General features: G+C 38.0%; 12 protein-coding genes and 1 pseudogene. 3 read left to right on the forward strand and 10 right to left on the reverse strand.

Annotated features, from left to right (window positions below):
• A partial coding sequence (locus I6751_RS11560; protein WP_196599103.1) for a hypothetical protein occupies nucleotides 1–1,468 on the forward strand: 1,468 nt, incomplete at its 5' end.
• A 437-nt stretch (nucleotides 1,469–1,905) separates the two neighbouring features.
• Here I6751_RS11560 and I6751_RS11565 read toward each other — a convergent pair.
• Nucleotides 1,906–3,026 (reverse strand): annotated as a pseudogene (locus I6751_RS11565) (IS3 family transposase); the annotation flags it as partial.
• Between the two features lie 520 nt (nucleotides 3,027–3,546).
• Nucleotides 3,547–4,719 carry an IS110 family RNA-guided transposase gene (locus I6751_RS11570; protein ID WP_196590063.1) on the reverse strand — a complete coding sequence of 391 codons (1,173 nt, stop codon included), beginning with the start codon at nucleotides 4,717–4,719 and terminating at the stop codon, nucleotides 3,547–3,549.
• 289 nt (nucleotides 4,720–5,008) lie between these two features.
• Between I6751_RS11570 and I6751_RS11575 the strand changes: the two genes are divergently transcribed.
• Both I6751_RS11575 and I6751_RS11580 read left to right on the forward strand, forming a co-directional pair.
• Nucleotides 5,009–5,698, forward strand: a complete 690-nt coding sequence (locus I6751_RS11575) for a nitroreductase family protein (protein ID WP_196590035.1) — start codon at nucleotides 5,009–5,011, stop codon at nucleotides 5,696–5,698.
• Nucleotides 5,699–5,788: 90 nt separating this feature from the next.
• Nucleotides 5,789–6,634 carry an SDR family oxidoreductase gene (locus I6751_RS11580; protein WP_196590036.1) on the forward strand — a complete coding sequence of 282 codons (846 nt, stop codon included), beginning with the start codon at nucleotides 5,789–5,791 and terminating at the stop codon, nucleotides 6,632–6,634.
• 1,031 nt (nucleotides 6,635–7,665) lie between these two features.
• Here I6751_RS11580 and I6751_RS11585 read toward each other — a convergent pair.
• The 8 genes from I6751_RS11585 to I6751_RS11620 form a co-directional block, all read right to left on the reverse strand.
• The gene (locus tag I6751_RS11585; protein ID WP_196590037.1) at nucleotides 7,666–8,277 is read right to left on the reverse strand and encodes a TetR/AcrR family transcriptional regulator; all 612 of its coding nucleotides are present in this window, start codon (nucleotides 8,275–8,277) and stop codon (nucleotides 7,666–7,668) included.
• Between the two features lie 525 nt (nucleotides 8,278–8,802).
• Nucleotides 8,803–8,985 (reverse strand): transposase, encoded by a 183-nt coding sequence (locus tag I6751_RS14150; protein ID WP_196590044.1) that lies wholly within the window; start codon nucleotides 8,983–8,985, stop codon nucleotides 8,803–8,805.
• 232 nt (nucleotides 8,986–9,217) lie between these two features.
• Nucleotides 9,218–9,958: an SDR family NAD(P)-dependent oxidoreductase gene (locus I6751_RS11595; RefSeq protein ID WP_196590038.1), complete on the reverse strand. Its 741-nt coding sequence runs from the start codon at nucleotides 9,956–9,958 to the stop codon at nucleotides 9,218–9,220.
• 207 nt (nucleotides 9,959–10,165) lie between these two features.
• Nucleotides 10,166–10,987, reverse strand: coding sequence for a nitroreductase family protein (locus tag I6751_RS11600; RefSeq protein ID WP_196590039.1), 822 nt, complete (start codon nucleotides 10,985–10,987; stop codon nucleotides 10,166–10,168).
• A 598-nt stretch (nucleotides 10,988–11,585) separates the two neighbouring features.
• The gene (locus tag I6751_RS11605) at nucleotides 11,586–12,161 is read right to left on the reverse strand and encodes a class I SAM-dependent methyltransferase (RefSeq protein WP_196590040.1); all 576 of its coding nucleotides are present in this window, start codon (nucleotides 12,159–12,161) and stop codon (nucleotides 11,586–11,588) included.
• A gap of 139 nt (nucleotides 12,162–12,300) precedes the next feature.
• Complete coding sequence (locus I6751_RS11610; RefSeq protein WP_196590041.1) at nucleotides 12,301–13,350, reverse strand: sensor histidine kinase; 1,050 nt, start codon at nucleotides 13,348–13,350, stop codon at nucleotides 12,301–12,303.
• A complete protein-coding gene (locus tag I6751_RS11615; protein WP_196590042.1) occupies nucleotides 13,347–14,024 on the reverse strand; it encodes a response regulator transcription factor in 678 nt (225 codons plus the stop codon). Before I6751_RS11615 ends, I6751_RS11610 begins: the two co-directional genes overlap by 4 nt.
• A gap of 258 nt (nucleotides 14,025–14,282) precedes the next feature.
• Nucleotides 14,283–14,885 (reverse strand): TetR/AcrR family transcriptional regulator, encoded by a 603-nt coding sequence (locus I6751_RS11620; protein ID WP_196590043.1) that lies wholly within the window; start codon nucleotides 14,883–14,885, stop codon nucleotides 14,283–14,285.
• Nucleotides 14,886–15,087: the final 202 nt, after the last annotated feature.

A 15,087-nucleotide genomic window follows, 5' to 3' on the forward strand; every position in this document is an offset into this window, starting at 1 on the left:
CACTTGTATCAGTGAAAAGACCTTAAATGTCCAGCGTAAAGAACTAGTTTTATCCGGGAAAAACGACGAAGCCGAACTTCTCAACCGAACCCCTGCCCCACACCTAGGTAGCGCTTACCGGAATCCAGTCGCTATGCAAAAAATTATAGATCAAATAGAGCAAACCAATCACGAATCAAATTCCCCTGAAACTAGTGAAGAAACAGACATATCTGCTCTTTCTTCCAAAGAGCAAAACGTTTTAATTTTTGCCAATGATGCTTTACTCCGCCAAGTTGCCCGGCAAATACAGCAAGAACGTCTACTGCTGCAAAAGGAACAGGATGAAAAAATCGCTCAGATTGAGGCAGCAGAAATCATGAAAGAACCGCTCATTATAACCGTTGGCGATGTCTATGCTTATCTCGAAGAAAAGGCTTCTCATTACCACAACCTGGCAAATAATAAATTAGTTGCCTACAAAGCCTTAAAACCACAGGTTCTTCACGACCAACAATTACGACTTGCTGCACAAGATAAAGCATTCAACAACCAGTATGACAAAACCCGCAAAGCCTATGCAAAATCTGCCAGGGAATTGCAGCGTATAAAAGAACTGGCTACTTCCCATTATGGCATTTCTGATAAAACGCATGAACTGGCTGAATGCAGTAAAAAAATAAAACTGCTTACCGAAGAAAGAAATCTTCTTGGTAAACAGCTGAATAATTATCGTTGCGCTATCGACAGCGAAGCCAAAGAAAAAATCGATGATATTTTTAAAGTTTTACAGCAGGAAAATGATGAAAAACTGCGCCAGAGTAAACAGCTTTATGTAGAATATCTTTCATTCAAAAAGCAGGTTGATAAATACAGTGAAGCTGCACAAAAACTTAGCACAGAAAATATGGATACCATACTTTTCACAGATAAGCTCCCGCCAACATTAAATAGCAAATGTAAAATTGACGGCATCCAGCCAATTTCTAAGCTAAAAGTTTTGGTTTATAAAGGTGATTCCTATGCGCTTTTAGATCAACTTCCGACTCCAGTAAATCCAACCAAAAATATAAATAATAACTATACAGTGCTTGCTGTAAAACTTGGCGACAATATAAGCCGTGGCACCGTGCCAAAATATGAGCTTCAAATAACAACAGACAATAGGAGTAAATGGAAAATCAAAACTTTTTCTATTCCGATCAAAAATGATTCCACACATGAAATTATCCGGCTCTATATGCTCCATGAATCAAGGGAAAAAAATGCAACTTTACAAAATAATTTAGTAAAGCATTCCCATCCCATTTTACAGGCTGCCCATACTCACAAAAAACAACTAGTTTCATCTCATATTTCTACCCTTGCTGAAAAGCTTATTTCAAAAGAAAAGGACATCCACTTGGACGCACATTGGAGCGACAAAGCTGAAGTCAAAGACAAGGTTAAAAATGCTGAAGATAGGATGTATCAAGGATGGAATTTATAATTTTATAATAAAAGCAAAAGATCATTATCCTAGATAAAATAACAGTCATATCGTTAGTATTTTTTTGAAATTCCCATACACTAATTCTACTAAATTAGGCGCCGATATGTTATTTTGCTATGCTTTCAAAATACCTCAATTGTTTATCTCGAGATATAGCTGGTAATTTTGAAAAATCCACCCCAACTTCACCAATATAATTTGCATTGTTTGACAAAAATGGGAAATTAAAAAAATCTTATCTTTTAAACTTGCTTCAAACGGGTGAAAACCCAGTGCAAATTTTAAATATTTTGTTTCAGTATAGAGATTTTTACAAGACAAATATACACCTGAAGGGCAAGTAAATAAAGTATCATCTTGCTCAAAGATTGCCTTTTTAAATGTTTTTGGCAACGGCATAAGAAATGAAATTCTGGATTGTCAACACTTAGTCGGACAATTTTCATAAGGCCAATTTGTCGAAACTCCGCTGGTGTCAGGTAATTAAGTGAGCCATGAATTCTACCAGTATTGAACCAATTTACATAGCTAGTCAATTCGTGGCGTAACTGGACTAAACTGTCAAATTTCCGGCCATAAACAAACTCAGTTTTGAATATTTTAAACGTTGCTTCGGCCACAGCATTGTCATAGGGACAGCCTTTCATGCTAAGAGAACGCTTAATCTGAAATGTGGATATTACCTTATCAAGCAGTTCATTTTTGAACTCGCTACCCCTATCCGAATGAAACATTTGGATATTCCGCAAATCTGTCCGCACGGTTGCGAAGGCATCATATACCAATTGAGCATCTTTATGAATACCGGCGCTATAGCCAATAATTTCACGATTAAATAAATCTACAAGAATGCATACGTAATTCCATTTGTAGTTTACCCTGACATATGTCAAATCGCTGACAACAACGGCATAAGGAGCTTGTCCATTAAATTCCCGGTTTAATTCATTTTTAACAGGATCTCCGTTACATTTTTGTTTGTGTGGTTTAAATTGGGCAACCGTATATTTGGAGACAAGCCCGAGTTTTTTCATGATTCTCCCAATGAGACGGCGCGATACCTGGAAATCTGATTTTTGCAATTCTTTTTTTATTTTTCTAGTTCCGTATACATCGTGATTATCATGAAAGATTTGTTCGATTTTATTTTCCAATTCTGATTCATCGGTTTTTACGGTTGTTTCATAGTAGTAAGTACTTCTAGCTATATTCAAGCACTTGCACATCGCTGATACCGAGTATTTGTGGGCATTTTGCCGGATGACAATTACTTTTGTGCGAGTATCAGCGCCGCTTGCTTTAAAATATCATTTTCCATCTTCAGCTTTTGATTTTCTTTTCGAAGCCGTAATAATTCCGTTGCTTCTGGTGTACGATTATCACATTCTTTTGCAGAACCCGTAGCGTTAATTCTACGTATCCAGTTATTAAGGGCCGATGGAGTTAAGTCATACTCTCTAGCAATTTCTGAACGAGGCTTTCCGCTATTGTATAATTTGACCATTTGATCCTTGAATTCATCCGTAAAATCTCTTTTTTCTCGTCTGGTTGTCATGTAAATCTTCCTTCCCATTCATTTTTTTATATTTTTACATGACCTTATTAAATCTGTCTAGTTAAGTATAGCCGATCCATTCCTTTGAAGTATAAGAATCGGAATAACTCTTCGGAAGGGTAACCACGATCAAACAGTATAATTGAATTGGAAATATTAGGAGTTGATGACATATATTCTTTGTAAGTAGACACTCATTATAACGATATGCATTTAGAGAATCACCTACCAAGAAGTCTTAATAACATCATACACTGTCCTCTGCAAAACAGCTTTGCACAATCGTAAGAAGTTCAAAGTAAAATACTAACGCTACTTGCAATTTGTACTCTAACATGATAACATTTGTTATAAGTTACATTTTTATAATTATGTAACTTATAACAATATGAAAGACCAACTATAAAAAGTCAATAGAGAAAATCTAAAAATATCAATGTTCAGTTTTAATATTTATGCACAAGAAATAGACCTGTATGTAGCAGGTCAAAAAATTGGTCTATTTAATAAAGCGCAACGTTTAGGGAAGTTGTACTTTATAGGCACAGTTGTTTTTTAATACAGCATGAATCGTATAGCAAAGCTTGCGGGCGACAGCGCCAAGGCAGGTCAAATGATGTTTTCCCTCAGAACGTTTCTTTTGATAATAGGCTTTGAAAACCGGATCATGAGTAGATGCAATGAGTGCAGCACGAAATAATGCTGTCCTAAGATAAGGTGAACCGCGCTTACTCATTTTGTTATTTGAACTTTGGTAATTGCCCGATTGGTGTATAGAAGCATCAATACCGGCGTAAGCAACAAGCTTAGAAGGATTGCTAAATCTTGAAATATCGCCAATCTCGCTGAGAATGGTTGCACCAATAACAGTACTAATACCTGGAATTGTGGTAATTGGCGAGTTGAGTTTATCAAGTAATGTTTTGGTCTGGCGTTCTATTTCATTAACTTGCTTTTCGATGAAATTCATTTGCTCAATTAAAAGTCGAAGCTGTAGGGTCATGCTGTCCAGCCCGAAAGTGATACCGAAAGAAGTTTTAGCGACAGAAGAAATCTCTTGAATCTTTTTAGCAGCGAAATTTTTAAGATTTATTTCTTTGAGCAGGGATTCTAATTGGACAGCCGTAATAGATTCAAACTCTGAAGGTGTGCTGAACTGCAAGAGAATTTCTTTTGATGTTTTGCCAAAGACATTGGAAAAAACAGCTTGATATTCCGGAAAGATTTGATCAAGGATACAAATGGTTTTTCTTTTGAGATCACCAATCGAACTGACAAGGTAATTTCTAAACCGGGATAAATTACGCAAAGACAGGACATCCTCATTGGCAAGGGATGTCTCAAGAAATTCACCATATCGAATAAAGTCGGCAATGAGGACAGAATCAATCACATCCGTTTTATGCTTTCTGATTTCAGTGGCATTGCGCCAGCCATCAGTTTGGATAGGATTGATGACATGAATTATAAACCCTTGTTTAAACAGGAACGAATAAAGCGCCAGCCAATAATGACCGGTGGCCTCCATGCCAATTTCCATTGCAGACGAATATGAATAAATTTTTTCAATTAAACAGTTAGCACCATCTGTGGAATTAGAGAAAGAAAAAGCTTTAAAAACTACTTTGCCTTTTTCATCCAGCAAAGAAGCCACATGATTGTTTTTCCCAATGTCAATACCAAGATAAAACATATGATCACCTAGATAAAGAATTTTAGATAGGTTCCTCTACGCTGAAAAACGTTACCGCCTTATTGCAGATACGAAGTGCTTTAAAAAGCCAACATCCAACTTATTCGTAAACAGTTAATCAGCTAGAGGTGTCAGTCTTTCAAGTACGAGATTACAATCTCAAGGAGAAAACGACATCACTCTAACTAATAGATTAATTATACAGTGTTCTGAATAATTAATCTGTCAATAAAGGATTATAGGTTGCCTTTATTAACCTAAATATATTATATAAGGAGGAAAGATTAATATGGGTTTAATACAGGTCAATCCGACAAAATCTACTATATGTGGCAGTTGTGCTAAATTTTTCCCAACGGGTGTTCTATGTCTGGATGAATATGGGCCAAAAGTTATAGAACAAATAGCCACATGTGGTCACTATGTGACTATTTATCCCTCAGAAGCACTTGACCTTGACAATGAGAAAGCGCCTTTAGCCAATCAAAAGCCGCTGGATAAAGTACCTGCTCTGGACGAAGATGCTGCGGCTCTATTTCTCTGCAGCAGACGCTCTGTTAGAGAGTTTCATAAGAAACCTGTTCCTAGAGAAAAAATTAGGCAGCTTTTAAACATAGCTAGATTTGCACTGACAACTGGCAATCCACAAGGAGTTTCCTATCATGTCATTGATGATCAGGACACTCTGCGTAGCATTACCTCGGTTACCATTGACGGGTTGGAAGAGGAATTGCAAACTTCACCTTATATCGGATCACAGTATGAGGCGCCCTTTGCCGTGCACGCATCCAACTACCGTCAGAATGGTCAGGATGTTGTACTGCGTGATGCCCCTTGTCTAGTAATACCAATAGTTGACATTTTAAACCTCTCCCTAAATATGTGTGTTACTGGTGGGCTGATGATTGGTTACCAGAAGTATACCTATCGGCGCTTGGTGGACAGAAATCCACCGCAAGTCAGTTGGCAATACGATTAGTCTTGACTAGACTGTGAAGATTGTATCCATTCTTCCAGTTCTGTATTAGATAGCATTAGCACTTAATTTATTTATAAGGAGGATTTTATTATGCGAATTTTTGTAACAGGAGCGACAGGTTATATCGGCTCAGCGGTTGTACAAGAGCTAATTCAATCTGGACACAAAGTGATTGGATTAACACGTTCGGAAGGGGGTGCTAAAAAATTGGAGCAGGTTGGAGCAGAAGCACTGATTGGGACGCTAGAAGACACGGAATGCCTTTGTAAAGGGGCTTCCATGGCTGAAGGTGTTATTCATATGGCTTTTCGCCATGATTTTTCGGATTTTGCGGGATCCCTTACTATTGATTTAAATGTAATTAACACAATAGGTGAAACCCTTAGGGCTTCTGGAAAGCCATTTATGACCACTGCTCATGCCTATGGAGAAGCATCGGATAAAGCTACCTTATCTTTAGCTGCTAGAGGCGTACGCTCCGCTGTTATTAGTCTTGCACCCTCCGTGCATAGTAATGCGGATAGTCATGGATTTATTCCGCAACTTATCGGTATTGCGCGTTCAAAAGGAGTATCTGCATACGTTGGCGATGGAGCTAATCGATGGCCGGCTATTCATAGGCTAGATGCTGCTAAACTTTTTCGTCTGGCATTTGAAAAAGCACCGGCTGGTTCATGCTTTACCGGAAGAGGCGAAGAAGGAATTCCTTTTCGTAAAATTGCCAGCACTATCGGAAAACACTTAAACATTCCGGTGGTAAGCATCTCCCGTGAAGAAGCAAATGCTCACTTCGGATTTCTTGGTACATTGTCTGCACTTGATATTCCAAGTGTAATACCAGGAAACTCTGCACAAACAAGAGAGATTCTGGGGTGGGATCCGGTGCAACCAGGCTTGATTGCGGATTTGGAGCAAGGTCACTATTTCAAGAAATAATCTGCTGCATCACAAAAGTATACTTTTAGGAAACATTCAAAGTGGTTTCTCTGTTCGTTTAAGTTCTATTTCACATGTATGAACGATGAAGGAGTGTGGTATGTATGATTAAAAATCAGCCCGGATACGTGATTGGTCGCAAAGTCTGGTCGCGGTGACGCCCTGTTCGAGCTGGCGACGAAATATATCAAGGAGTCAAGTGCCCGCAACCCTTGGGTCATGTGTGCAGTGCCTGGCAAACCGGACACGATGTAGGCATTGGAGTTGTTTAAGAACGAGGAAGCGAAGTCGCACTACGAACGTAGCGAAGATGCTGACAAGTTCCGTGACGAGATCATGAAACTTCTGGCCGAACCTCCGTTTAGGGTCGAAGTTCGCCCCCGCATTTCTAGCTGGCTCATGTGAGTGTGCGCAATGTCATTATTTGATTAAAAAATTAAATACTGCTCCCCAAAACAACTAAAAATAGCGGCATATTTTGCGGTAACAGCCTGAGTCCATACAGGCATCAAAGCCCCATTTAGATGTATATATTACTCAATCTCAATGGGCTTACGAGTCATTGTATAGGAGATTAACGCACCAATTATAATTAAGCCTCCTGCCAACAAGAATGCACTGTCAAAACTACCAGTACTTTTGACAATATAACTCCACAGGTGTTTTGATAGAAATGCGGTACTGATATGCGAACTAGAAGTTTTGCCTATAATTTAGTCTGTTAAAAATTTAATTTCATATGCAAGATAGGACAGGGTTTCCCTATCTCATCAAAATCAAAGCGATCTACGACATGGAATCCCATGTGATTATAAAAGCCAACCGCTAAAATTTTTTCTCGTCAACATCTACCTGTTTTACTTTTTATTGATCTATCATATAAGCAAGTGACTTTTTTCCTATACCTTTACCCTTAGATATAGAATTAATAAATAGCATTTCAAGATTGTCATCCTCTATGCCCAGAGACCCGTTAAATTCTAGATTGCAATCTTTGTGGCAAAATAAATTCACTTGATGAAACCATTAATTTAGTTGGGATTTTTAAGCCCTTTTAATAAAAGATTTACAACAGATTTTATATTTTGCTTTCTATCAGGATCTTCAAATGTGTTTGGGTGGATAAAAACGCGTGTTGCAAGATATACGGATTTTGCTGCTTGATGGGAGGATTCTACAAAAAATATACCTTCTGTAATTCCTTGCACTATAACTTTTTCAATTCGATTGATTCCAGCTTCTATGGCCTTTTCTATTACTTCCATCGAGTTACTGGCTAGCTTTAAGTAATTTGCAAACATTTCTGGGTCATTAATGGCGCTGAGACGTTTAGCTTCTGCAAAATTTTCAAGTAAGTGACAAAGTTTAATATCAGCAGGACTATCTTCTTTTAAAATGTCATTTGATGAAGCATGCAAATGAGTGAGCCATCGTTCGGTAACTGCATTCCACAGAGCTACTTTTCCATTATAATATCTATAAATGGCAGCGTGGCTTACCTTTAAAGATTTTGCCACGTCAGAAATATTCGCTTTATCTGGCCCATGACGGCGAATGACTTTTTCAGTCTCATTGAGAATTGTTTCTTTATCTAACGAAGTCTTATTCAAGTTTATCATCACTTTCTCGTTTTTATTTTCCATTGTATCATGTTTGTTTTTTTGTTTCAAATTACATTAATTGTAACTGGGCAAAAATAAATATCTATAAAATCAGACTTTATTAAGAGGGGCACCAAAATTTCTGACTATAGTGGTTCAATTGTCAAAACAGAAATCTGAAGACTTCATAATAAACCTTAAGCCATGCATAGTCTATCAGCATCGCTGGATAGTACAGTGTAACTGGAGCCTGATAAGCAATTATTAAGTGATGCCATTTAAAATTGTAGGTTTGGATATAATTATTCATTGCTTGGTGCGCCTCTTTTAGGTTGGCATACTGGGTCAAATAAGCTTCTTCATACTCCAAACTCCGGACCAATGTTCAATCATAATATGTTAGTCCCGCAACTCTTACAATCCATGCTTTGGCGAATGGTATTTCCCTTGAGAAGTTCAATATACTCATAGCTAGTCTAGTGAACTGGCAGCCTTGATTTGAGTTCAAAACCAGCGGCTTTGTAACGCTAAACGCTTTTTTGAGCACATTGATGACCATCCTTGTATCTAATGTATACAAAGTTCTTCATTTTCCTTGTGTAACTTTTTGATTTCATATGTGCAGTTAAAAAGCGCGTTTCCATGCCCTGGAAACGCGCTTTCACCATATTCGTCGTATTCATTAACCCAGCAACGCAGGCTGCTGGTACTGTTCCCTAGCTCTTCGGCAACTTCGCTCCCATCTTGAATTGCTTGTCATATACTGCTCTTTTTATAAACTGGACTTTCTTTCCATCTTATCTTTCTGTCCAATTTATTATATACCATCCAGAATTCAGTATATCATACTGCCTAACTTTGAGGATGCAGTTCATATTGACGGTTTTTTCTGTTGGAGTTGGAGCGTTTATTCATCATTTAGTTTGAATTATATCAGAATTTTCTTCTACAAATTTTCAAATATGTACCTGGATTTGATCAGTTATCGGTGTATTTGCACTTCATAATCGGTAATGATTTTTCCGTCAAATTGAATCATCTGACCATTGTGGTTTTCCGTGTCAAGCGCGAGTTTCGCGATGAGCTCACCCGCTTCTTCAGCTGATTTGATGAAGCCATCAAGCGCACCAGCGGTATGTCCGTTGAGATCCGTCGCTACACCACCAGGCATCACGCCAAAAATCTGTTTGCTGCTGCCCGTATTTTTGAACTCAAGTGCGTAAGTCATCGCCATCACATTTTGCGCGGCTTTACTGGTCTGATAAGCGAGCGGATGCCAGAAATTATTGGGCTGAATCGGGATTGTGATGTTTACGATTTTTCCATTTTCAGCGAGTTTTGGCAGGAAACTTCTAATCATCTCGTGCGTCCCGAAAAAATTGACTTTCATTGTCTCACGGAGGTCGTCGGTCGTATAGTCAAACGTTGTTTTCTTCTGATCAAGATCGGGGCGGTCAGCCTTGTGGCTGTCAGGAATTCCTGCATTATTTATAAGCAAATCAAGATGATTAATTTCTTTTGCAGCGTTGTGAATCGTATCAAAATTGTTCAAATCAATTTTGACAAAACTGGCTGTAATACCTTGTGCTGACAACTTTTTAACTGCTTCTTGTCCACGGCTTTCGCTGCGTGCGCCAACCAAAATTCCAATGCCTAATTTTCCGAGAGTTTCTGCAATAGCAAAGCCAATGCCTTTATTTGCGCCTGTGATAAGTGCTTTCATAAAATTATTTCTCCTTTATCAAGTTATATTTTGTCAATTTTATAACTATCTGTTTGTATCATAACCATATTAAGTAATCCGCCAGCTTCAGACATTCCAGTTTTCGATGAGTTTCCAATATTATTTAAATTTCCTATCATAGTTTTCATAATTCACTTGGATATTATCACCTGTGTTTGTACTTTTCGTACCAATAGTACAGAAGTATTATCTCCAAATGACTTGTAGTGGATTTCTATCAACCAATCGCTGATAAGTATATTTCGGATACCCCACCATGAGACCGCCTGTAACCTGCATATTTTCCGGCAACTTCAAAATTTCTAGTAATGGCTTATATCCAGAAGCAGCGCATGCGTCAAAGAATCCGGTAATGCAAGTTCCAAGACCAATGGAAGGCGCATATAATTCTGCGTAAGCTAGCGAATAGTACGTATTATCTTTACCGACTGTCAAGTTTTTATCAACGATTGGTATAATTAGGCAAGGAGCATCTCGTAATATAACATCCTTACCAGTTCTACGATAGTCGACTATGTGTGCTGTTAAGTGCGCTTCATAAGGTGTTCCAGCCCAAGGTGGCTGCTTTAGTGCCTCTTCTGCCCAATCAACTGTAACCGCTGTAATACTACTTAGTGTTTGAGAATCATCAATTACAAGGTAAGAAACGCCTTGAGAATTTGAACTTGTCTGAGCAAATCTTGCTATGTTTAAAAGTTGCTGAATCGACTCCCGCGCAACGACCTTTCTTTTAAACTCCCTAACGGACCGTCTACTCCGAAGAAATATAGCTGCCGTATCTTCATCCAAAACTGGTACTCTTTTTAGTGCTATTTGATTAACTAAAGGCGCTTTCGCATTGTCGAGTGCCGCCGAGGGACAAATCGCAACGCAGTGACCACAGGCAATGCAAAATTGTCCTATGGCCTTTGGACCATTTTCATCCAAACCTATAACACCAGTCGGACAAACTTCGGCACAAATTCCACACTTAATACATTTTTCTTGATCAACCTGTATCAAATTCATATTTTTTCCCTCCCGCTTTAATATGATAGAATCTAATTATAAATTACAAAAATTATTTTTTGTAATTTATAGTTAGATTCTATCACTCAATGAGCATAATTACAAGTAATTAAATTTGTAACTTGAAAAAACGGATGCATAAGTACCGATCAAGGCTTTTGTATCTATAATTTACCTATTATTTAGATTTTGCTGAATTGATTTAATATTATAGCTTGATTAATGAAGTTGTACTAATTCATATTTTGAAATAATACGGTTAATCAATATCATGAATAAGTTTATTCCATGCCAAATACCACCCCAAATCAGTTTACTTTTATTGGTACTTTAAAAAGGTATATAAATAAAGTTTTTCCCTGGACAGTAATGCTATTATTTTATTAATGGATTTAAATATGTGATTTTCCAGTATTTTATCATATAAGCTTAATTGTTTCGGTATCTTTTTAAGCATTCTATTTTCCCCGTAATCAACAATATCGCCTACTTATCAAATTGCCGGATTCTTTATTGGATATTCAACTTATTCAGTACTAATTCGCAAAATTAGTATTTCACATAAGTTCGCCCCTTTATTGCAAAGGGGATGAATATCTCATTTGCGCACAAGCCAATACCAATGTGAGGAAACTAATCTTCTTCGACTAAATTTAGCTTTTGCCAGTTGGAAGCTATTATCAAATATTTTAGCTATATATTCTGGAGTGAGGCGAATATCACTAGGTGAAGCATTAAGTGCCCAAATCAAATGAGTTGCTCCTGGATTTAAAAGTCGGTAAATTTCTGAAACATATTTTTTTTCACTTTCTTCATTTAAGCAATGAAAACAGCCGATATCAAATGAAACATCAAACTTTTCGGTAAGTATTTCCAAATTAGTTACATCTCCTACAATAAAGGTTGGCTTGTGATCATAATTGGCTACTCGCTGTTTAGCCTTTTCAATGGCAACGGGTGAAAAATCTACAGCAGTCGCTTGTATTCCTTGTTCTGCCATAAATGACGAAAATCGCCCAAGTCCGCAGCCTAGTTCTAAAGAAGTTTTTGGCTTATTCGTTTCTGCGAGTTCTTTTAGCTCTTGAGGAATGCGGACATCTCCCCAAGGAGTTATCAGTGCCTGATAACTTTTGTCAAACTCTTCACTGGTAGATGGTGCTTTCAAATTTTTCATGAGTTTTTTCTCCCTTTCAAATGCATGTTTTTAATGTTTAATGATCTATTGATCTTTATATTAACCTGACATGTTAAACGGAATGTAAACTAAAAAAAAGCACTTCAAATAATTCATCTGAAATGCTCTAGTTTTATTGTTATTTATCCTGCGGCAATGTGATAATGAATTCAGTTCCCTTGCCGAGAGTACTATGAAGGTTTATTTGGCCGTTGTGCATGGTTATAATTTTTTTGACTAGGGACAGTCCCAGTCCATTGCCGCCCAGACTGCGTTCCCGCGCTTTATCTACTTTAAAAAACCTCTCGAATATATGGATTTGATCCGCCTCCGAAATACCGATGCCGGTATCGGCTATTTTGCAAATTATGGAATGATCTTTTGTTTTCAATGTAATATTGATATTCCCATTATTCGGGGTGAACTTGACAGCATTGTGAATCAGGTTAATCCACACCTGTGCAAGCAGTTCTTCATCTCCTGTAAACGTGAGCTTCTCCAGCAAAAGATCAAGAGTAATCTTCTTATCCATCCACTGAGGCTCGAACATCAGCAATATACTTTCAATCTGCTTGTCCAGCCTAAAAGTATGGAGATTTGTGATGATATTCCCTGACTGCAACGCAGACAATTTGAGTAGATTGTCGCTCAGTTTCGACAGCCTTTTGCTTTCGGTCTCAATAATATTCAGGTAATGTCTCCTTTGCTCTGCACTCAACGATTCGCTTTTTAGAAGAGCGGCAAAACCGTTTATAGACGTCAAGGGCGATTGTATTTCATGCGAGACATTAGATACAAATTCCTGCCGCATCGTCTCAATGGAGCTGAGTTCCAGAGCCATTTTATTCACACTTTTCGCAAGCTCATTATACTCATTTCTCCGGTCGCCTTTCTGCTTAACCGGAATCTTCACAGCAAAATCACCCTTTGCAATTCTGTTCAATGCATCCCGTATGGTGTTGATTCGGGTCATCCGTCCAAAATGATTCCCCCCCAGATGGAGCGATACAAAAAGAACGATCAACCCTAAAACTTCAGATATGATAGAAGACCAGAATCGATTCGGATGGCCGGTAAGTGTAAAAAGAGCTTCCGCCATTCCATAGCCGACAGCTAAAGAACCGGTCAAAGCTATTCCTATTGCGATCACATAAGCAATAATAACAGCTATCATTCGAAGGCGTTTCATTGCAGCACCTCCAAACGATAACCTAACCCCCGAACTGTCGTTATCTTGAAGCGGTATAGTTCTTCCGGAAATCGCTCACGTAACCGGTTCACATGAACATCAAGCGTTCGTTCGTTTCCTTCAAAATCATATCCCCAGATAGCCTCTATCAATTGATCTCTGGTAAATGTCCTACCCGGAGTACTTGCCAGCATAAACAACAGCTCAAACTCTTTCATTGGAATATCTTTTTTTTGCCCTTCCGAGATTACAGAATAACTATTCCTATCAACGGTTATAGTTCCTATTTGAACAGTTTGCGAGGTCGCGATCTTATAGCGCCGAAGCAGGGCTTTTACTCTCAGAATCAGTTCCGAAGCTTCAAAAGGCTTAGTAAGATAATCATCTATGCCACCCTCAAACCCTTTTATCTTATCCCTGATTTCCCCTTTTGCAGTTAACATTAAAATTGGGATATCTTCATGTGATTTACGAATATTACGGCATAACTCATAACCATCCATATTCGGCATCATAATATCAATAATGCATAGATATGGCATCACTTCTGTAAATTTATGCAGTGCGTCGCGCCCATCAGTCGCCTCATATATGCGGAATCCTTCATTTTTTAATAATGCACCTATAAGTTCACGAATGTAATTATCATCATCAACGATCATTATCCCAGCCATTTTGAGCACCACCTCCGTGTTTTTATAAAATACAACAGTAATGTTAACGGAGTTTAAATAGAATGCATGGTTAAGAATTCATATTAATTTATTTTTGAATTTAGACTGCACGCCTTACCACTTTTGTTATTCTGGCATTTGGCAATGTTAACTACAAGTGGAACACTCCAAGAGGAGAAAAGCATCTGGCACTTCCAATTTTAAGCCTAGTTCTACAATATCTTCTCGATCTAGTATTATCATTAACCATTCCTCCACTCAATCAATAAACGTCAAGCAAAGTTGCTCCAAAAATGTTTCAGGTGTATAACCCCGCGCATTTCTTTGAAACGAATAGAAATCTTTACTTAAAACCGTCAGCAACATATCCGCTCTGAAGATACTGTTGAGATGATTGTGTTCGTTAGCACTCATTTCGTCAAATAGTGCAACAAATAATTGATTCAACTCGTTATATAAAGGACTTTGCATGCGAGACTTCAATGAATTTGTCGACGTTAACGCCTCAACCCCGGTAAGCAATTGTGCTTTTTTTTCTCTGAAACGGATAAATAGATGAAGTATTCCTCTTAATCGTTGATCTGGCGAACTTTTCCGATTCGCCTCCAAGTATGCATAAATATCGTCAAAAAGAAAAACAATATGATCCTTAATTAAATCCAAACATAATTCACTTTTATTTCGATAGCGGCGATAGAGCGTTCCCGGACCGATCTGTGCTTCTGCGGCGATTTGGTTCATACTAACTTGTTCAACGCCATTTTGTTCAAACAGCCTAAGAGCCGTATTTAATATTCGCTGACGATTTTCAGCAGCATCACGACGTTCGCGACGAATATGATCTGTACTTTTGTCCTTCACTTAATTCTCACTCCTGAAATTTAATTATAGCTCCGATTGACAAGTGGAGAGTTCTCCGGCTATTATTAAAAGGAGAGCTCTCCACTTAATAATAGCCTATAGAAAAGGAGATTACAACAATGCAAAATCAAACTAAGAAAACCGCCCTATTGGTGATGGATATGCAAAACGGTATTGTATCTGAAATAGTCAAGAAAAGCGC

It is taken from the genome of Pectinatus frisingensis (assembly GCF_015732285.1).
Taxonomy (GTDB): Bacteria; Bacillota; Negativicutes; order Selenomonadales; family Selenomonadaceae; genus Pectinatus; species Pectinatus frisingensis.